Origin of the sequence: Streptomyces sp. NPDC127038 (assembly GCF_042725875.1) — a bacterium.
Lineage (GTDB): Bacteria > Actinomycetota > Actinomycetes > Streptomycetales > Streptomycetaceae > Streptomyces.
Genome location: NZ_JBHXDQ010000068.1, coordinates 25,397 through 45,231 on the forward strand (window position 1 = coordinate 25,397; position 19,835 = coordinate 45,231).

Below are 19,835 nucleotides of genomic sequence, written 5' to 3' on the forward strand. Positions count from 1 at the left end.
CGCGTCGGGTCGCACCGGCAGCACGAGGCCGCCCCCATGGATCACGGAGGCGGCCTCCTGCCGTTCCCTGCTGTTCGTTCCCTTCGGTGCCGGGTGCCGGCTAGTTGACGTTGATCTTGAAGGTGCTGGTCGTGTTGCGGATGTCCTGGGCGTTGCCGCTCATCCGCAGGTTGTGGAAGGTGGCCTCACCGACGGCGGGACCCTGGCCGGGCTCGGGCAGCTCGTTGGCCCAGATGCCGAATCCGGACTTGGCGTCGAAGGCGTCTCCGCTCTTCTTGGAGTTGGTGATGGAGATGTCGGTGAAGATGGTGTCCTTCACCGGGAACTGGGGCTGTCCTCCTACGTAGTTGGTCTGGAACATGACGCCTCCGTAGGTGGAGTCGTCGATGTCGACGTCGTTGACGCGGATGCCCTGGAAGACCTTCGAGGCGGAGAACGCCCAGATGGCGGGGAAGACCTGGGAGCCCCAGAAGTGGCCGCCCGTTCTGTCCAGGGAGACGTTCTCTATGGTCGTCGGATCGGTGCCGAAGCCGTTCATCGGGTAGCCGAAGTCCAGCGAGGAGATCGTGATGCCCGAGTAGACCAGGGTGTCGGCGACGCGGATGTTGCGGAAGGTGTTGTTGTAGCCGCCGTAGACGGCGATGCCGGCCGCGCGCCAGGTCAGGGTCGAGGTGAGGTTCTCGTAGAGGTTGTTCTTCTCGTCGGCGCCTCCGGCGTCGATGGCGGAGAACAGGGCGAAGCTGTCGTCGCCGGTGGCGCGGGCCTCGTTGTTGGTCACGTGGTTGTCCGTGGAGCCGTTCGTCATGTTGATGCCGTCGGCGAACGTGTCACGGATGCGGGAGTTCTCGATGGTCATGCTGTCGGTGTTGGCGCCCCAGTAGAGGCACACCATGTGCTCGGCCCAGATGTTGTCGATGGTGATGTTGGCGACGCCCGCGAAGTCGAAGACCTTGCCCGGGCCGTCGATGCGGGACGTGTAGTTGCCGAAGTAGGCGAAGCCGGCGAACGTCGAGCCGTTGGCCGTGGAGTCGGCGCGGAAGCCGATGTCGGTGTTCTCCTGCGAGGAGGGGGCGTGGAAGCGGGTGAACCACGGTCCCGCTCCGACGATCTTGATGGCCTTGCCGTAGACCTGGAACTTGCTGGAGGTGTCGTAGTCACCGGCGGGCAGATAGACACCGACGAGCTTGCCGGTGGTGTCCATCCGGACCTTGTCGAGGGCGTTCTGCACGTCCTGCTGGGTGAAGCCTGCCGGGACGGTGTAGGCCGCCGGGTCGGGGTTCGGGGCCGCCGTCGCCTGCTCGGTGTTGATGAAGTCGATGGCGTACGTGGAGGTGTTGGCCGCGTCCTTCTGGAGCCGGATCTTGGATCCGGCCGGAACGGTCTTGCCGAGCAGCAGGTTCGCCTCGTCGTAGATGTGGCGCGGGGCCCCGGATCCCGGCGAGTTGCCGGGCGCGGTCTCGTCGCCGTACAGCCAGGCGTACTTCGAGGTGAGGTCGATCGCCTTGAGGAACTGGCCGTCCACGTAGACGTCGAGGGTGGTGTTGGTTCCGTCGGGGATGGAGAAGCGGGTGACCAGGGTGTCGGTGTCGGCGCGGGTGGTCCATTCGACGTACTGGCCGGTGGCGTTGAGGGTCACTGCCTTGCGGCCGCTGGCCTCGCCCGCGGTGTCGCCGATGGTGCGGTTGGGTCCGACGACCTTGGCTCCGCCCCCGAGCGTGCCGTCCTCGGCCTCGTACATGTCGTAGGGCATGTCGGCGCCTCGGCCGACGAACAGGGGTTGGGTGGTGGTGTTGTTGTCGCGCTTGACCGGCAGTTCGTTGTCGTCGGGGGCGATGACGGTCTTGACGGTGTACTTGCCGTTGACCGCGGTCCATGAGCCGAGGCCGACGGGTGCGGTGGTCTGGCCGGACGCGATGGTGCCGCTGTAGGAGCCGGTGAGCGTCTTGACGGTGGCGCCGTTCGCGTCCTGGATCGTGAGGGTGACGCTGTGGGAGCCGGAGGCCGAAGCCACGGAGCCCTGGTTCTTGACGGCGACGGAGAAGCTGACGTTGTCGCCCGCGGAGGCGCTGGACGGGGTCCAGGAGACGGGGGCGGCGATCAGGTCGGAGCTGGCGACGGGCTTGACGACCAGGGCGTCGGAGCGGGTGAAGGTGTTGTTGCCCTCGTTCTGCTCGATCACCTTGTTCGACGGGTCCACCTCGGCGCCGAGGGAGTAACTGCCCGCGTCCCGGGTGCCGATGCTCGCGGTGACCGTCGTGGACTGGCCGGCCGCGAGGGCGGGGACGTCGGCCGTGGCCGCCTTGGTGCCGCCGAGCGTGAAGTTCAGGTCGGTGGCCTTGGCCGCCTTGGTTCCGCTGTTGGTGACGGTCGCGGTGAGGCTGATCGCGTCCGACTCGACCGGCGCCGCGGGGGTGTTGGTGATGCCGGTGACCTTGAGGTCGGGGTTGGCGGCCGGTGTGCCGATCACCTGGAACTCGGCGACCTGTCCGCCGGGGGCACCGGAGTTGGACGTGAACTTGAGCTGGATGTCGGCGGCGGCGCCGGTGACCGGGATGGTCACGGTGTTCCCGGTCGACGGGTTGAACGTGTAGTCCTTCGCCGCGACGAGACTGGTGAAGGCCGTCGCGTCCTGGTCACGGCCGAGCACCTGGATGTTCTGGGTGCGGGTCGCCCAGGCGGGGTCCGGGTTGAGCTTGACGACGACCTGGCTGAGGTCGGCGTTCGCGCCCAGCTTGGTGGTGAGGGTGGCCGGGTAGGCGCCGCCCCCGCTCTCCCAATAGGTGCCGATCTGGCCGTCGTTGGCGTTGGCGGCCACATAGGTGAAGGTGTACGAGGACGCCTCGATGGGCTTGCCCTGGGCGAGGTCGGATCCGGTGCCCGAACCGGCCCTGGTGACACTGTTGCTCGCCGTCGACGTGTTCCCCGCGGCGTCCTTCGCCTTCACGTAGTAGGTGACGGTGGCCGCCGCCGACGGGGTGTCGGTGTACGTCGTGACGTCACCCGCGACGGACTTGAGGAGCTGGTCGTTGGCGTAGACGTCGTACCCGGTGACCTTGACGTTGTCGCTGGAGGCCTGCCAGGTGAGCTTCACGTCGCTGCCGGACTGCGTGTAGGCGAGGTTTCCGGGCGCGGTCGGGGCCTGGGTGTCGCCGCCCGATCCCTGCCGGGTGACGCTGTTGCTGTTGGCGGACACGTTGCCCGCGGCGTCCTTGGCCCGCACGAAGTACGTGATGTCGGTACCGGCCGGCTGGGTGTCGGTGTACGTCAGCACGTTCCCGGCGACGCTCGCGCGCAGCTGCCCGTTGGCGTAGACGTCGTAGCCGGTGACGGCCGTGTCGTCGCTCGCCGCGCTCCAGGTCAGTTTGATCTGGCCGGTGGCCGGCTCGGTGAGGGCCAGGTTCGCCGGCGCGGTCGGTGCCTGGGTGTCGCCGGTGGCCGGTCCGTAGACCTCCAGTTCGGAGGCCTGACCGGCGGGCCAGCCGGTGTTGGCGGTGAACAGCACCCGCACGTACCGCGTCGTGACCGTGTCGAGGCTGATGGTCGCGGACTGGTCGTCGGAGCTGTCGAAGGTGTACGCCTTCGAGGCCGTCAGGTCGGTGAAGTTCTGGTTGTCCGTCGAACCCTGGACCTTGAAGGTCTGGCTGCGGCTCGGCCAGCCGCTCGGCAGCCTCAGCGCCACCTGGTTGATCTTGACCGACGATCCGAGGTCGACCTGGAGCCACTGCGGGAAGGCGTTGTTGGTGCTCTCCCAGTACGTGCTGCGGTTGCCGTCTCCGGCGTTGGCGGCGCCGTACACGTCGGCGTGCCCGCTCTCCGTGAAGGGCTTGCCCTGGGCGAGGTTGGGGGTCGAGGCGGCAGCCGTGAGGACCTGCATCTCGGCGAGCTGTCCCGTGGAGGCGACGGAGTTGGCGCTGAAGTCGGCCCGGACGTACCGGGCGAGGGTCGCGGGGAAGGAGACCTTCACGGTGTTGCCGTTGCCGGGGCCGAAGACGTACTGGGCCCGCGACTTGAGCGTGGCGAAGCTCTTTCCGTCGGCGCTGCCCTGGAGGGCCAGCGTCTGCTTGCGGGTCTGCCACTGCGCGGGCAGCCGCAGCACGACCTCACGGACACGCTCGGTGCGCCCGAGGTCGGTCTGCACCCACTGGGCCGACTTGTTCCCGGCCTGCCAGTAGGTGTCGGCGTCACCGTCGGTGACCTTGGAGGCGGTGTGGGCGCCGCGGGCGCTGCCGGCCCTGGTGGCGGCGTCCGCGGCGGCGTCGGGTCCGCCGGCCGCCTGGGCACCGACGGCGGGCAGGCCCAGAACCATGACGATGGAGGCGAGCGCGGCGGTCGCTGCGCGGTGTCTCCAGGATCTCGGCTGGTATGGAGTCATGCGGGGTTCACTCCCTGCGGAGGTTCGCGCGCCGGAGGGGCGGCGGGGTCGGCTCGTTCCTGTGCAGAGCGGTGGCGCGGTATGACCGAACGGCAAGGGCTGCCTGTGCAGGTCGGCGACATCACCGACAGCGGCCCATGCGCAGCTTCTTGCATTGTTTCATCGCAATATTGCAGAGCGGTGCGAGCGCGTCTACGGTCAGGACGCGACAAGTTTCACCATCAACTCCCGTGCGGCGACGGCGAGTACGGGATTCACACGACTCGCGACCGAACGGCACCACCGATGCAGGCACCACACGCCCCTGGCTCACCGCACGCCGATGGAAGCCTTGCGTCCACCCCGGCGCAAGCGAGCGCAAGCGGTGCAAGATTTTGCGTAGGGGTTGCGGCCGCCAAGAGGTCACGGCACGGCGCCGGGAACACCTGGCCGGGCGCCCGGGTGGACAGGTCGCGAGGGAACTGAGGCGGATCCTCGGTCAGTTGACGAAGATCAGTTGACGAAGATCAGTTCTTCCGCCTCCGCGACGATCCTTTCCGGATCGGGTGCGTTCGTCAGGGTGCCGGCGTAGCGGTCCGCTTCCGGGTCTCCGGCCCTGTGGGCGCGCGCGACCGCGTCCCCGACGTCGTAGCGGGTGGTCCTGAGCCGGACGCCGGGGCCCAGCAGCGCCCAGTAGGCGGTGCCCGGATCGCCCGTGTGGTACGGAAGCCCGACGCTTCCGGGGTTCACGCTGCGCAGCCCCGACACCGTGCGGTCGAACTGGAGATGCGAGTGTCCGGTGACCAGGACCCGCGCGTCGATGGCCGCGGACAGCTCGGCGAACCGCTCCGACGGGGTGCCCGGTGTGACCAGTTCGTGGTCGCTGCGCGGTGAACCGTGGCAGAAGTGCACCGGCCCGAGCCCCTCGATCTCCACGACGAGCCCGAACGGAAGGCGGTCGAGGAAGGTGATGGCCTCGGGCGAGTGCCGGTCGACGATCCACGACTGACGCGGGGTGTCGGCGACCCGCGCGGCCGTGCCGATCTGCGCGGCGTAGCGGTCTGCGTTGCCCCGTAGACACAGGGCCCGTTCACCCAGCGCGACGATCCGTTCGTACGTCTCCTGGGGCTCAGGGCCCCAGGTCAGATCACCGCAGAGGACGACGAGGTCGGCCGCCGCGACGTCCGGTTCGGCGAGCACCGCCTCGAAGGCGGGGATGTTGGCGTGGACATCGGAGAGCACCGCGACACCGGCGACGGGCCCGTACCGCCGTGGCGGCCCCTCCCCGCGCGCGGGACCGTGCAGTTCGACGTCGGCCTCGGTCATCGATGCCCTTCCGGGTCCGGTCGGCCGAGCGTCCGGCCGGCACGTCAAGTCAGCTGTGCGCGATGCGGGTTGAGCGGTTCGCGAGCAGGGTTCGAGGGCGCTGCGCCGAGGCTACTTTCCCCGGCCGACGGCATCAAGAAGGGGCCCGCGCGTCGTCCGTTCCTGTCGTCGGCGTGACGTCGAGCGGCGATGGTCGGCCGTGGCGGTCCCCCGGCCGGTGAGGCGGGCCGGCTCGACCGCCCAGCCGGTGGCCGTATCTGTTCGGTGCCCGGTGGCGGCGGAGAGATCCTTCCGGAGGCATATTCGCCGAGGGTGCCCTGATCCTGGCCTTGCGCGGGTCATGCCACGCCCCTTATAACCGTCCGTGCAGGCATCGGTGGGGATGGCCGGAAAGCGGCACCAGCCGCCGGCCAGGGGGATCCTCAGCTCCGCCGGGATCAGACAGCAGCGTACGCAGACCCACGGAGACCCGAGGACATGACCGACAACGCCTTTCGCGATGCCATGACCCGCCTCGCCGTCGACCCGGCGTTCAGGGCCGAACTCGACGGTGACACCGAGGAGGTGGCACGAAGACTGGGCCTGACCTCGGCGCAGGTCGGCGAGCTCCGCGCCCTGCGCGTCGAGGCCGGCGCCACCGGTGGACCGGCCGCGCTCGACCCGCGCCTGTCCAAGTCGTCCCTGTTCTTCGGAGGCGCTGCACACGCGCTGACGCACCACGACGTTCCGCATCTCCCGGCCGACCATGTGTCCGGAGACCATGTGCCTGGCGACCACGTGTCCGGGGACCATGCCTCCGCTGACCATGTAGCCGATGGCCACGCCCCTGACCTGTCCGTTCCCGCTGACGGCCACGAGGGTGTCGGCGGATTCGACGTCTCCGGCACCGGCGCCCGAAGCCTCCTCGGCGGAGGGCTGACCGGGGGGACGCCTGCCGAGACGGGTGGCGGATTCGGTGAATTCGGTGGCTTCGGGGAGTTCGGTACCGGGGGCTCCGACAGCGGAGTGGACGGCGGGTTCGGTGACGGCGGAGCCGGGTCCGGGTTCGGTGGCGGCGGGTTCGGTGACGGCGGGTTCGGCGGACTGGGGCACGGCGGCGTCGACGGAGGGCTCGGGCACGGCGGAGCGGCCGGCGGATTCGGTGACGGCGGAACCGGGTCCGGGTCCGGGTCCGGGTCCGGGTCCGGGTTCGGGTCCGGGTTCGGCGACGGCGGGTTCGGCGGCTTCGGGGGACACGCGGGGGACGGCGGCGGCTTCGGTGGCGAAGGCCACGGAGACGCCGGCCACTTCGGGCACGACGGTATCCACGACCGCGGCGAGGGCGGTGACGGCGGCGGGGACAGCGGCGGCGGCGAGGGGGGCGGCGGGGACAGCGGCGGCGGTGGCGGGGACCAGGAGAACACCGGACGCCGACCCGGCGGCGGCGAAGGCGGCGGTGAGGGCGGCGGCGGAACCGGTGACAGCGGCTCCGGTCACGGCGGCTCCGGCGGCGGGGGCGAAGGCGGCTCCGGCGGGGGCGACGGCGGTGGAGGCGGCGGCGAGGACGGCGGCGGCCACGGTCACGACGGCGGATCAGGCGGAGGCGAAGGCGGCAGCGGCGGCGGCGACCAGGAGAACACCGGGCGGCGCCCCGGCGGCGGCGGTGAACCGGGTGGCGGCGACGACGGCAGCAGCGGCGGCGGCGGCAGCCAGGAGAACACCGGACGCCGGCCCGGCGGCGGTGGAGAACCCGGCGGCGGCGAGGACGGCGGCGGTGGCCGCGCGGGTCTCCTCGGCGGCGCCGAGCATGTGCGCGGCGGTGTGAACACCCCAGGCCTCGACGGCATCTCCACCCACCTCTCCCCCTCCGCGCCCACCACCGGCACCGACAACGGCTTCTCCGGCGGAACGTCTCTCAGCGGCTCCGGCGCGGGCTGATCCGGCGCATGCTCTGCCACGCCTGCCGCGTCCATGTGCGGCGCGACTTCCCGTACTGCCTGCACTGCGGCACGCTTCGCCGCGGCGCGGCACCGACGTCCTACGCCGCACCCCAGTTGCGCGGCCTCGACGACCCCGGCCTGCTCGTCCCGCTCACCGGCCCGGTCACCACACTGGGCCGGGGCACGGACAGCGACGTCGTCCTGGACGACGCCAGCGTGTCGCGCCGCCACGCCCGGATCGTCCGCACGGAGTCGGGCTTCAGGATCGAGGACCTGGACTCGTTCAACGGCACGGCCGTCGCGGGCGTCGACCTGCACGGCGGCGCGGCCCACCTGGCCGACGGCACCGAGCTGTCCGTCGGCGACGTACGCCTCGTGTTCGAGCAGCCCCGCGGGGCCCACATCGGCCAGCGCACCCAGGTCGTCGGCACTCAGTTCACCCAACTCCCCTCAGCGGCAGCGGAGTCGGCGCCCGAGGCGAACGGTCCGCTGACCGTACGTCCCCGCCGCCGCTCCGGCTGGGCGCTCAAGCAGCTGCCCGCCGACCGCGGGGAGGCCCGCTGGGTGCTGAACAACACGCGCACCGGCGTCTATCTGGAACTGGACGAGCGAGAGGTCTTCCTCTGGCACGCCGTCGACGGCGAGAACACCGTACGGGACCTGCTGTTCGCGTACGCCGACCGCTTCGGCGAGCTGGCCCTGCCGCGCATCGAGGCGGCGCTCGCCGCGTTCGCCGACGCGGGCCTGCTGCGCGGCCTGCCCGGCCGCGCCGGGGACACGGAACGCGGGGGCTGGCGCCGGGCCGGGCGGGCCTTGTACCGGGCGCTGCTGAAGCTGGAGATCTCGGTCCCCGGCCTCGACCGGAGTGTCACCCGCCTCTACCAGGCCTTCGGCTGGCGCTTCTTCACCCGCACCGGCGTGGCCCTGGTCTGGCTGTCGGTGGCCGGCGGCCTCGCCGCGTTCTTCGTCGCGCAGGGCCGGCAGCACCTGCTGGACTTCGGCGGGGCCGGCGTCTGGGGCCCGGTGCTCCTGGCCGCCGGATACGTGTCCGCCCTGATCGTCCACGAGTTGACGCACGCGCTGGCCGTGACGTCGTACGGCCGCAAGGTCAGGCGCGGCGGGTTCCTGTTCATGATGGGCATGCCGTTCGCGTTCGTGGACACCAGCGACATGTGGTTCGGCACCCGCTGGTCACGGGTCGTCGTCGCGCTGTCCGGTCCCCTGTCCACGGCGGCGCTGGCCGGCTGGTGCGCGGCCGGAGCGGCGTTCCTGCCCGCCGGAGCGGCCTCGGCCGTCCTCTTCCAATTGGCCTTCGGCCTCTATCTGAACACCCTCTACAACTTCAACCCCCTGATGCCGCTGGACGGTTACCAGGCCCTGACCGACGCCCTGCGCGTGCCGCGGCTGCGCGAGGAGGCGAGCGCGTACTTCCGCAAGGGGCTGTGGCGGGACCTGCGTTCGGGCAGCAGGCCGGGACCGCGGCAGGCGGGGATGGCCGCGTACGGTCTCGCGGTCGTCGTGGGCACGTACGGCTTCCTCGTCCTCGCGCTCATGGCCTGGCGCTCCCGGATCGGCGACGTGCTGGACGGCCGACTGTCCTCTGGGTGGACCACGGTGATCGAGGCGGCCGTGGTCGCCCTGGTGGCGTTCCCCGTGTGGTCCGCGCCGGTGCGGTGGCTGACGCGCCGTGCGCGGCGCCGACGTGACGCGAAGGGAGCGGCGCCCTCGCCCGCGGTGGGGGCGGTCGTGGAGGGAACGGCGTGACACAGGATCCGGAGGGGACCGGCGGCGACTGGGCCGTTCCCGGCTACGAACCCGTCCGCGTCCTCGGCGAGGGGGCGGGCGGACGGGTCGTCCTGGCCCGGCACACCGCGACCGGGGTACCGGTGGCGGTCAAGTACCTCGGTGAACGCCTGCGCGGCGACCGGGAGTTCCTCGTCCGTTTCCGCGCCGAGGCCCGGCTGCTGGGCGGGGTGCGGCACCCGTGCGTGGTGCGGTTGTACGAGTACGTCGAGGCGCGCGGGGGCGCCGCCATCGTGATGGAGGCGGTGAACGGCGTCAGCCTGCGCCAACTGCTGCGCCGGCACGGGGCGACGGGCCCGGAGGCCGCCCTGGTCCTGCTCAAGGGCTCGCTGCTCGGCCTCGGCGCGGCGCACGCGGCCGGGGTCGTCCACCGCGACTACAAGCCGGAGAACGTGCTGGTCCGCGCCGACGGCACCAGTTCGCTCGCCGACTTCGGCATCGCGGTGCGCGCCGGACGCGAGACCGAGGCCGCCGGCACACCCGCCTACATGGCACCCGAGCAGTGGAACGGCGAACCGGCGGGACCGGCGGGCGACGTGTACGCCGCGGCGGCCGTGTTCCACGAGTGCCTCACCGGGCGCCGGCCGTTCACCGGCGACGACGTGAGCGCGCTGCGGTTGCAGCATCTGCGGGCTCCGGTCCCTCTGGAGGGCGTGCCCGACGCGGTGCGGGGACTGCTGCGCGAAGGCCTGGCGAAGGACCCGGCGGACCGGCCGGGCATCGAGGCGTTCCTCACGGAGCTGGAACGCTCCGCCACCGAGGGGTACGGCGCCGGCTGGGAGGAACGGGGCCGCCGCCGACTTGCCGAACTCACCGCGCTGCTGGCCCTGTTGTTCCCGTTCACGGCGACGGCGACGCTCGACGCTCCGGCCCGCGCCCTGACCCTGCTGGAGCGGGTGAAGCGCGGCGGGTGGAAGGCCGCCGTCGGGGCGGCCGCGCTGGCGGTGGTGGCGGGCGGGGCGACGGCCGTGGCGGCCCGCCCGCACGACACGGCGACGACGACGGCGAGTTCGGTTCCGTCGGGGACCGACGCGCCCACGGACGCGGCCTCTTCGTCGTCCGGGTCACCGACCGCCGTCCCGCCCACGGCCGGCAGCTCGCCGTCGGTCACCCCCTCGACCACTCCGGGGATCCCGTCGGCCTCGCCGTCCGTCTCCGTGAGTACGGCGTCGTCCGCTGAGCCGACGCCACCGACGAGCGCGCCCCCGGCCGAGCCGACCGCCGGCACGGTCACGATCACCATCGGTTCCTGGCAGCGGGGGCAGACCCCGGGCACGCTGATCGCCGACGTCGGCGTCGACACCACCGGGACCGGGCCCCTGACCCTCACCGCGGACTACTACGTCGACTCACCCGCGGATCCCTACGGCAACGAGGCCAAGGTGCTGTCCGGCGGTACGCACTACGCGGTGACGTTCGAGGCGGACTTCTCCAACCACCCGTGCCGGGGTTCCTGGATGGTCACGCTCACGAGCACGCCGGCCGCAGCGAACGGACCGCGCACAGCCTCCCTGGACGCACCGCCGTGCTGAACCACGACGCCGGCCGACGAGCGACGACGCGTGCGGACCGGCGCGGGAACGGATCCACATGACGACAACCACCACGGTCGCCGGGCGCCCCCTGTCGGGCTGGACGCGGGACTCCCGCCACGGCACCTGGCACGCGCTGCTCCCGGCCGGGTCCGGCGAGTCCGAGCTCGGCGCGCTGTGCGTCGACCGGGCCCTGCTCGCACCGGAGGGCACACGTGAACGGCTCGCGGCGGCCGTGCTCGCCGTCGCGAGGCTCCGGCTGCCCGGGGTGCTCGGCGCGGTCGACCTGGTCGCCGAAGCGGGCGAGGTGTGGCTGATCACCGCCCGGCCACCGGCCCCCACGCTCACGGACCTGCTCGCCCTCGGCGATCCGGGCCCCGACGCGGGCAGCGCGGCCAGTGTCCTCAACGAGACCGCGCAGACCCTGCTCGCCCTGCACGCGGCCGGCCTCGCCCACGGTGCACTGGCCCCGGAGGCCGTCGTCCTCGCCCCGGACGGCGTCGCCCTGCTCTCCGAGGCCGCGCTGGGCACGGTCCTGGGCGACGCGCCGGACTCCGGGCGCCGCGAGGCCGACCTCGCGGCCTGGGCCGACCTGTCCCGCGCCTTGGCCGAGGCCTGGGCGGTCGCCGGCTCCCCCGCGGCCGCCCTGTTCGCGCGCTGCTCCGCCCTCGCCCGTTCCGAGGGACTCGCGGCGGCCCGGGCCGCGCTGGCCGCCGGACGAGCGGCGCTCCCGGCGGACTTTCTGCGCCATACGGAGCTCCGCGCGGCGGTGGCCGCGGCCGCCGTGGCGGCCACGGAGCCCACCACCGCACCGACGCCGGGTCCCGGGGACGCGGTCCCGCCGGTGGACGACCCCGGGCCTGCCGCCCCGAACGACCGACTCACCCTGCCGAGCCGCACCCGCCCCCACACCAGCACAAGCACAAGCACAGGCACTGGCACTGGCACTGGCACTGGCTCAGGTACGCGCACGGGCACCCGTACCGGTTCGGACGACCAGGCCACCGTCCTCGGCAAGCGCCTTCGTACCCCCGTCGCCCCCTCGGCTGCGCCGACCCCGGGCGGCGAGAGCGACGGCGAGATCGTCCTGCGCTTCGGCCCCGGAATCCCCGCCGAGGACCAGGACGCCCTCCGCGCCCAGTGGCACACCGCACCCGTACTCGCACCCGTGCCACCGGGCGGCCGCCGCCCCCGCCGTCGCAGACGGGGAACCCGGATCGCCACGACCGCCTTCCTCACCGCCGCGGCCGTCCTCCTCTGGCTGCTGCTCCGCCCCTCCCCCGCCCCGACGGTCACGGCCGTCGAGGTCCGGGCGCCCGCGGCACGGTTGCACTGCGGGCAGACCGCCGATCTGGTCGGCGTCATCACCACCGACGGCCGGGGCGGCCCGGTGACGTACCGCTGGCTGCGCAGCGACGGCACCGACTCCGGCGAGCTCGTCCGCACGGCCCGCCGGGGCCAGGACAGGGTCACCGTGCACCTCCGCTGGACGGTCCGCGGTCCCGGCGCCTTCCGGGGGACCGCCCGCCTGCGGATAGCGCAGCGGCACACGCTGCCCGAAGCGGAGGCGACGTTCGACTACTCCTGCTCCTGACACACCCTCTCGACGGGCCCGGTCACCTCCGTTGCCGCCACGTCCGACGGCCGCTACGACGCGCGCGGAACGGCTCCTTCCAGGCGTTGGGCGGGGTGGCTGCTTAGCGTGACCCCATGACCACTGTCCAAGCCCCGCCCGCCCCCGACCAGCGACGGTGGAAGGCGCTCGCCGTCTGTCTGACGGCGGGCTTCATCTCGCTGCTCGACACCTCGATCGTGAACGTGGCGCTGCCCTCGATGGAGCACGGGCTGGCCGCCTCGGAGGCCGCGCAGTCCTGGGTGGTCTCCGGGTACGCCCTGGCCTTCGGGCTGGTGCTCGTCCCGGCGGGCCGGCTGGGCGACATGCGCGGGCGGCGCCAGGCGTTCCTGGTGGGACTGGCGCTGTTCACGCTGGCCTCGGGGGCGTGCGGGCTCGCTCCCAGTGCCGCGTGGCTGGTGCTGTTCCGGCTGGTCCAGGGCACGGCGGCGGGTCTGGTCGCCCCGCAGACCTCGGGGCTGATCCAGCAGATGTTCCAGGGCGCGGAGCGCGCGAAGGCGTTCGGTCTGCTGGGCAGTGTCATCGGGGTCTCGACGGCGGCCGGCCCGCTGGTGGGAGGTGTCCTGATCGACGCCGTGGGCACCGACGACGGCTGGCGATGGGTGTTCTTCGTCAACCTGCCCATCGGGGTGGCCGCGCTCGCCGCGGGACTGCGCCTGCTGCCCCGCTTCCCGTCGACGGGGAGGCGGGAGGAGTTCGACCCGTTCGGTGTCCTGCTGCTCGGTGCCGCCGTGCTCGCGCTCATGCTTCCCCTGGTCCAGGAACAGCAGTGGACCGGACGGCTGAAGTGGGCCCTGCTGCCGGTGGCCGCCCTGCTGCTGATCGCGTTCTGGGTGTGGGAGGGACGTCAGAAGCTGCGCGGGCGGGCCCCGCTGGTCGATCTGGACCTGTTCTCCCTGCGCTCCTTCACGCTCGGGTCCCTGATCAGCCTGACGTACTTCGCGGGGTTCACGACGGTCTTCTTCGTCTACTCCTTGTTCCTCCAGAACACGGCCGGATACAGCGCGCTGGCGGCCGGTGTGTCGGTGCTGCCGTTCGCGGCCGCGTCCGCGGTCGGCGCCGCACTCGGGGGCCGGCTGGTCATGCGCCACGGCCGCAAACTGGTCGTGTTCGGGCTGCTCGCGGTGGTGGTGGGTCTGCTGGGGGTGGTCGTGGCGGTGCAGCTTGTGCCGCTGTCCAGTGTCGGGTGGGCCACGGCCCTGCCCATGGTGGTCGGCGGGATCGGCTCGGGTCTGACGGTCTCGCCCAATACGACGCTCACCCTGACCCGGGTCCCCGTGCAGCGCGCGGGCGCCGCCGGCGGGGTGCTCCAGACCGGGCAGCGCATCGGCTCGGCGGCCGGCATCGCCGTGGTCGGCGCGGTGTACTTCGCGCACCAGGTCCCCCACGGCCACTCCGTGACGGCCATTCAGCTCGGACTGCTCACCGCCGTCGGCATGAGTGTGATCGCCCTGCTCCTGGCCGTCGCCGACCTGCGCGTACGCCGGGCGCACCCCGAGCCGGACCGGGCCCCGGCACCGGTCCGGCGGGGCGACGAGGAGGGCGACGCGAAGGAAGCGGTACGCCGTGGCTGACCGCCCGCGCCATGCGCGGAAACGGCGGGGACCTCGGTGCAGGAGCCGAGGTCCCCGCCGCTGTCGGACGGACTTCTCCGGGTGCCGCCGTCAGAGCTCCAGCCGGTAGCCGTGGCCCCGGAGCGTGACGATCCGCGGCAGCCGGCACGGGTGCGCCGCCGTCTCGGCCGCCCGGGCGAGGCGGCGACGCAGGCCGGCCATCGTCACGTCCAGGGTCTTGGTGGGGCCGAACCAGTTCTCGTCCCATACCTCGGCCATCAGGGTCTCGCGTGCGACCGCCTCTCCCAGGTGCCGGGCGAGCATGGCCAGCAGCTCGAACTCCTTGGGCCGCAGGGTGATCTCCTCGTCGTGGAGGGTGCAGCGGCGGGCCTTCGCGTCGACGACGAGGTCGTGCAGCCGTACGGGGGTCTGCTCGGCGGGTGTGACGGCTCGTCGGCGCAGATGGGCGCGCAGGCGGGCGAGCAGCACGGTCAGGGAGAACGGCTTGACCAGGTAGTCGTCGGCGCCCGCCTCCAGACCGGCGATGATGTCGATGTCGTCGGTGCGTGCGGTGAGGATGACGATCAGCAGGTCGGGGAAGCGTGCGCGCAGGTCCCGGGCGACGTCCAGTCCGTCGATGTCGGGCAGTCCGAGGTCGAGCAGGACGGCGTCGTAGGAGGTGGACGAGGACGTGGACGAGGTGCCGGCCTCGGTGAGCGCCGCGGCTCCGGTGCGCATCCAGGTCGCGGCGTAGCCGTTGCCGCGCAGGCCGGTCTCCAGGTGGTGGCCGATGGTTGCGTCGTCCTCGACGACGAGTACGCGCAGGCGGTTCCGGTCCGGTGCCGTGGACGTGCCCATGGTCGACAGCCTAGGTCCCTCGGTGATCTCTTCGAGCGTTTCGGGTCGTCGGGGCGTGGTTCACAGGTCGCGCAGTTCCTCCACGGCGGGGCGCCGGGAGGTGCGGATGCCGTTGAGGGCCGCTGCCAGTACGGCGGTCACGGCGGCGATCCCGGTGAGGGCGAGGTAGGCGCCCGGGACGGCGAGGGTGGCCGGCGGGGGGTCGAAGACACCGGTGAGGACCTTGACGAGCATCTGCGACAGGGCCCAGCCGATGAGTGCGCCCGTGGCCAGGCCGGTCGCGGCCAGCAGGAGCGCCTCGGTGAGGACCATCCCGCGCAGTTGCCGTCTCGTCGCGCCGAGGACGGTGGCGATGGCGAAGGTGCGGCGCCGTTCGGCGAGTCCGAGGGCGAGGACCAGTCCTCCGGCTCCGGCGGCCAGCAGGACCGCGAAGACGAGTTCGATACGGGTGAGGCCGGCCAGGTCGACGGAGGTCAGGCTGGTGCCTACGGTGCCCCGGGTCTGGGTCAGGTCGGTGACGGTCGCGCTGCTGCCCAGCCGCGACCGCAGGTGGGCGGCGATCTGCCGCTGCCCGCTGCCGCCCGTGTCGACGAGGAAGGCGCCCACCGCGTCGCTGCCGGTGGTCTTGGCGATGTAGGAGGCGTTGGCGACGAAGAAGCTGTCCTTGGGGGCGGTCGGGAATTCCTTGACGACCCCGGCGTAGTGGAAGGGCACCGTGCGCAGGGCCTTCGTCCGGGCGTCCTGGACGCGGAGGTTGAGGGTGTCGCCGGGACGGAGCTGGAAGTCGTGCACGGTCTCCTCGCTGACCAGGAGATTGTCCGGGCGCTGGGCCAGGCTGTGCATGAGCTGCCGCGCGGTCCCGCCGGCGAAGTAGGCGTCCTGGAGCGAGGTCGCTCGCGTGACGGTGTCGGGGCGGACCCCGTAGAGGTCCTGAAGGTCGGGTCCGACGTAGGCGAAGCGGTGCTGGAGCGGCTCGACGTGCCGTACGCCCCCGACGCGCAGGGCCGTTGCCGCGCTCGGCGGTGTGTGGGCGCCCGGAGGTTCGGTGACGGTCACGTCGGCGCCGTTGGTCAGCCGGGCGTCGACCTCGGCCTGCTGCTGGTAGGTGGCGTTGAAGACCGCGGTGGACACGGCGAAGGAGACGGCGAGGGCGAGCAGGACCACCGATCGTGCAAGCGTGCGGCTTCGGCGCGAGAGGGTGGCCGCGGTGGTGCCGGCCAGGTTCCCGGTCAGGGGGCGGGCGAGCCGGGCCAGCGCGGGCCGCCCGTGGTGAAGGGCCAGCAGGGTCAGGCGCCACACGAGCAGGGCGGTGCCGATCCACAGCAGTACGGGGCCGAGGAAGGCCCAGTACGACACGGAGATGGTGGGGACGCCCTCGGGCGCGAGGACCAGCGCGTACTGGTTGCCGGAGGAGGCGCGGAAGACCAGCCACGAACCGATCAGCAGGGCGAGGTCGAGGCCGTAGCGCATCCACCACGGGTTGCGCCGGGCACTGTTCTCCTTGCGGGTGTCGGTCACGGTGACGGTACGCAGATCACGCAGGGCGGGGATGAGGACGGCTCCGGCCGCCACCGCGGCCCCGAGGGCGAAGGCCACCGCGTACCAGATCGCCCAGGTGCCGGTACCTGCGCCGAAGGACGCGGCCCCGAAGGCCAGATGTCCCGTGAGGGCGGCCGTGCCCAGTCCGAGGAGGCCGCCGAGCAGGCCGATCAGGGCGGCTTCCAGGGCCGCGAGCGAGGTGATCTGCCCGGGGCGCAGTCCGCGCAGGCGCAGCAGTCCCTGTTCCTGACGGCGGCGGTCACCGCCGACCGAGGCGACGGCGGCGGTCAGCGCTGCGGCCAGGACGGCGCCGGGGACGCCGAGGAAGAGGAAGAGGACCTGCGCGTACAGGGCGTCCTGGCGGGCGGAGTCCAGGGCGGCTCCGACGTTGTCGCCGACGAGCGCGGTGCCCGTGGAGTGGGCCTCCAGATGGTGGGCGGCGCCCGTGACGGTGGTGAAGGCGGCCGCGGGATCGGCGGGCAGGTGGCTGTGGTCGCGGGCGACGTGGATCTGGGTCGTCGTCGCGGTGGCGCCGTGGGTGAGCGCCGCGAACCGGTCGGCGGGCAGGAGGACGACGTTGTCCGGTGGCGCGGTGGGCTGGGACTGGCTGGGCGCGCCGACGGTCTGGAACAGGGAGTCGGCCTGGAGCAGGTCGACGACTCCGTTCACGGTGACCTGGCGGCGGCCGACTCCGGGGAGCCCGATGGTGATGGTGTCGCCCGGGGCCGCGTGCAGGTTGGACGCGGTCTGCTGGGCCAGCAGGACGCCCGTCGGGGAGCCGGTGAGGGTGCGGATCTCGTCGGGGAACCGGTCGCGGTAGCCGTCGGGCAGGCCGAGCGCGATTCCGGGCCCCGTGGTCTGGGTGCTGCCGTGCGCCTGGGCGCTGAAGCCGGTGGTGCGGGCGGAGCCGACCGGGAGTGCCGTCCGTGTGCCGGGGGTTCCGCGGACCAGGGACAGGACGGTGTTCGGGTCGGCGCCGGGCTGTACCTGGACCTGCCAGTCGACGGCCACCGACCGCAGGGCTCGCTGGGTCATGGTCGCCTGCGACGCGGTGAGGAAGGAGCCGAGGGCCGCGACGAGGGCGACGGCCAGGGCGACGCCGGCCAGGGCGGCCAGGAGCCGTCCGGCGCGGTGACGGGTCAGGCCTTTCGCCCATGCGGTGATCATGACGTCTCCTCCGGTGCGAGCAGTCGGCCGTCGCGCATGGTGCGGCGCTGTACGAGCCGCGCGGCGACGGACGGGTCGTGGGTCGTGACGACGAGCGCGGCCCGCGCGAGGTCCGCGGTGGTCAGCAGGGCGTCCAGGACGCGGGCGCCGCTGGCGTGGTCGAGGCGGCCGGTGGGTTCGTCGGCGAGGATCAGACGGGGGGCCTGGGACAGGACGCGGGCGACGGCCACGCGTTGGGCCTGGCCTCCGGAGATCTCCTCGGGAAGCCGGTCGGCCAGGTGCCGGACGCCGACCCGGGCGAGTGCCGCGAGAGCGGTCCGCCGGGCCTCGTTCTCGGGGCGGTCGGCAAGGATCAGGGGGAGCGCGGCGTTCTCGGCCACGTTCAGCGCGGGGATGAGGCTGTCGTTCTGGAAGACGAGCCCGATGTCACTCGGCTCAAGGCCCGGGGCCCGGGTGACGGTTCCCGTGGTGGCTCGTTCGAGCCCGGCGATCAGATGGAGCAGGGAGCTCTTGCCCGAGCCGGACGATCCGACGATCGCGAGCCGTTCGCCGGGACGGATCGTCAGGTTCGCTCCGTGCACCGCCACCACCGCCCGAGCGTCCCGGCCGAAGGTGAGGGCCGTGTCGGTGCAGGTCACGAGTGACTCATCGGTCTGCATCCTCAACTCCTCCCGAAGTGGCGGTGGTTACGGATGTCGAGGTGTCGGTGGTTACGGATGTCGAGGTGTCGGTGGCCTTGCCGTCGTCCAGGGTGATGGCCCGGTCGGCGACCCGGACGGCCTCCGCGCTGTGCGTAACGATCAGCACCGCGCAGCCCTCAGCCGCCCGCTGCCGCAGCATCGCGAGCACGAGTTGTTCGGTCTCGCCGTCGAGTTCACCGGTCGGTTCGTCCGCGAGGAGTACGGCGGGCGAGTTCGCCAGGGCGACGGCGAGTCCGGCGCGCGCGAGTTCCCCACCGGACAGTTGGCGGGGCAGTGCGCGGCCCCGCTCGCCGATCCCCGCCTGCGCCAGGAGGTCGTCGGCCGTCACGGCCGGCTTGCGGCCGCTCGCCCGTTGCGGCAGCCGGATGTTGTCGCGCACGCTCAGATGCGGCAGCAGATTGCGGGTCTGGAGCAGCACACCGATGTGGAGGGCCCGGAGTCGGGACCGTTCCGTCTCGGGCCGGTGGCTGATGCGGACGCCGTCGACGCGGACTTCGCCTCCGGAGGGCTCGTCGAGCCCGGCGAGACAGGCCAGCAGGGTGGACTTGCCCGCCCCCGAGGGCCCGACCACCGCAACCGTCTCGCCGCGCCGCACCGCCAGCGACACCCCGCGCAGCGCGAGTGTCTCCTCCTCGCCGGCTCGGTAGAAGCGGTACAGCTCGCGGGCGGTGAGGACCTCGTCGTCCGGGGGGCGTGGGCGGTTGGCGGCGCGCGGGGTTCCGGTCACTCGTCTCACCGCCAGGTGACGGAGTCGCTGACGATGCGCCACGGGTCGACGTTGTCGGCGTTCACCGGGCCGGTCAGGGTCACGTTCACTTCGTGGCCCGAGCGGTAGTAGGTGTACCGCTCGAACGCGTCCCGCACCACTTTGCCGGTGACCGGGTCCTTGGCCGAGTCGCCCTGGTAGGTCAGCAGAACGACGTGTCCGGCGTGCCGGGTCACCTCGGAGACCTTCGGGGCGGCGAACTTCGGTGTCCGTGCGCGCAGTTCCGGAACGACCGTGGCGTTGACCGAAGCGGTCGTCGGCGCGGCGGAGGCGGGCGCGGAGGTGACGGTGACGGTGTTCAGCTTGTCCGTGAACGTCGTGGTGTCGCCCTTGACCGTGCGTGCCCAGCCTTCGGGGACCTTCACGGTGAAGCCGTTGAAGGAGCCGCCGGCCGGCCGGTAGGGGACGTAGACCTGGTTGTCGGGGATGTCGCCGGGCGGATTGGACTCGGTGGGCGCGGCCTGGGCCTGCCCGGCCCTGTTCGCCGTGGAGGCCGTCGGCGGCGAGCCGTGCGCGCCGGAGCCGGAACAGCCGGCGATCGCCGCTCCGGCGATCGTCACCGCGACGGCCGCGGCCGCCCGTGTGTTTCGTCCCATGATTGCTGCCTCTCTCCTGCGTGCCGTGTCCGCCGGCCATGACAGCGACGCTAGGGACCGACGGGTTAACGTTCCGGCCGGCGAGGGTTAG

At 72.5% G+C, this 19,835-nt stretch carries 12 protein-coding genes; 5 read left to right on the forward strand and 7 right to left on the reverse strand.

Annotated elements, in window-relative coordinates; translation table 11 throughout:
• Nucleotides 1-100: 100 nt before the first annotated feature.
• Together ACFWI4_RS33595 and ACFWI4_RS33600 are read right to left on the reverse strand one after the other, a co-directional pair.
• Nucleotides 101-4,372: a discoidin domain-containing protein gene (locus ACFWI4_RS33595; RefSeq protein WP_387204095.1), complete on the reverse strand. Its 4,272-nt coding sequence runs from the start codon at nucleotides 4,370-4,372 to the stop codon at nucleotides 101-103.
• A 492-nt stretch (nucleotides 4,373-4,864) separates the two neighbouring features.
• Nucleotides 4,865-5,677, reverse strand: a complete 813-nt coding sequence (locus ACFWI4_RS33600) for a metallophosphoesterase family protein (protein ID WP_387204098.1) — start codon at nucleotides 5,675-5,677, stop codon at nucleotides 4,865-4,867.
• Nucleotides 5,678-6,154: 477 nt separating this feature from the next.
• Here ACFWI4_RS33600 and ACFWI4_RS33605 point away from each other — a divergent pair, with 477 nt between their 5' ends.
• From ACFWI4_RS33605 to ACFWI4_RS33625, 5 genes are all read left to right on the forward strand, one after another.
• Nucleotides 6,155-7,594: a hypothetical protein gene (locus ACFWI4_RS33605; protein WP_387204101.1), complete on the forward strand. Its 1,440-nt coding sequence runs from the start codon at nucleotides 6,155-6,157 to the stop codon at nucleotides 7,592-7,594.
• Nucleotides 7,595-7,602: 8 nt separating this feature from the next.
• On the forward strand, nucleotides 7,603-9,360 hold the full coding sequence (locus ACFWI4_RS33610; protein ID WP_387204104.1) for an FHA domain-containing protein: 1,758 nt from the start codon (nucleotides 7,603-7,605) through the stop codon (nucleotides 9,358-9,360).
• Entirely contained in the window at nucleotides 9,357-10,931 is a 1,575-nt protein-coding gene (locus tag ACFWI4_RS33615) for a serine/threonine-protein kinase (RefSeq protein ID WP_387204106.1), read from the forward strand. The genes ACFWI4_RS33610 and ACFWI4_RS33615 overlap by 4 nt, the downstream gene beginning before the upstream one ends.
• 58 nt (nucleotides 10,932-10,989) lie before the next feature.
• On the forward strand, nucleotides 10,990-12,525 hold the full coding sequence (locus ACFWI4_RS33620; protein ID WP_387204109.1) for a hypothetical protein: 1,536 nt from the start codon (nucleotides 10,990-10,992) through the stop codon (nucleotides 12,523-12,525).
• A 116-nt stretch (nucleotides 12,526-12,641) separates the two neighbouring features.
• The gene (locus tag ACFWI4_RS33625; protein WP_387204112.1) at nucleotides 12,642-14,138 is read left to right on the forward strand and encodes an MFS transporter; all 1,497 of its coding nucleotides are present in this window, start codon (nucleotides 12,642-12,644) and stop codon (nucleotides 14,136-14,138) included.
• Between the two features lie 90 nt (nucleotides 14,139-14,228).
• Here ACFWI4_RS33625 and ACFWI4_RS33630 read toward each other — a convergent pair whose 3' ends face one another.
• The 5 genes from ACFWI4_RS33630 to ACFWI4_RS33650 are packed head-to-tail and all read right to left on the reverse strand — an operon-like array spanning nucleotide 14,229 to nucleotide 19,744.
• Nucleotides 14,229-14,975 carry a response regulator transcription factor gene (locus ACFWI4_RS33630; RefSeq protein WP_387204115.1) on the reverse strand — a complete coding sequence of 249 codons (747 nt, stop codon included), beginning with the start codon at nucleotides 14,973-14,975 and terminating at the stop codon, nucleotides 14,229-14,231.
• Nucleotides 14,976-15,035: 60 nt separating this feature from the next.
• A complete protein-coding gene (locus ACFWI4_RS33635) occupies nucleotides 15,036-17,681 on the reverse strand; it encodes an FtsX-like permease family protein (protein ID WP_387204118.1) in 2,646 nt (881 codons plus the stop codon).
• Nucleotides 17,678-18,340 (reverse strand): ABC transporter ATP-binding protein, encoded by a 663-nt coding sequence (locus ACFWI4_RS33640; RefSeq protein WP_387204121.1) that lies wholly within the window; start codon nucleotides 18,338-18,340, stop codon nucleotides 17,678-17,680. The genes ACFWI4_RS33635 and ACFWI4_RS33640 overlap by 4 nt, the downstream gene beginning before the upstream one ends.
• On the reverse strand, nucleotides 18,327-19,109 hold the full coding sequence (locus ACFWI4_RS33645; protein ID WP_387204124.1) for an ABC transporter ATP-binding protein: 783 nt from the start codon (nucleotides 19,107-19,109) through the stop codon (nucleotides 18,327-18,329). The genes ACFWI4_RS33640 and ACFWI4_RS33645 overlap by 14 nt, the downstream gene beginning before the upstream one ends.
• A 5-nt stretch (nucleotides 19,110-19,114) precedes the next feature.
• On the reverse strand, nucleotides 19,115-19,744 hold the full coding sequence (locus tag ACFWI4_RS33650; RefSeq protein WP_387204127.1) for a hypothetical protein: 630 nt from the start codon (nucleotides 19,742-19,744) through the stop codon (nucleotides 19,115-19,117).
• Nucleotides 19,745-19,835 lie beyond the last annotated feature (91 nt).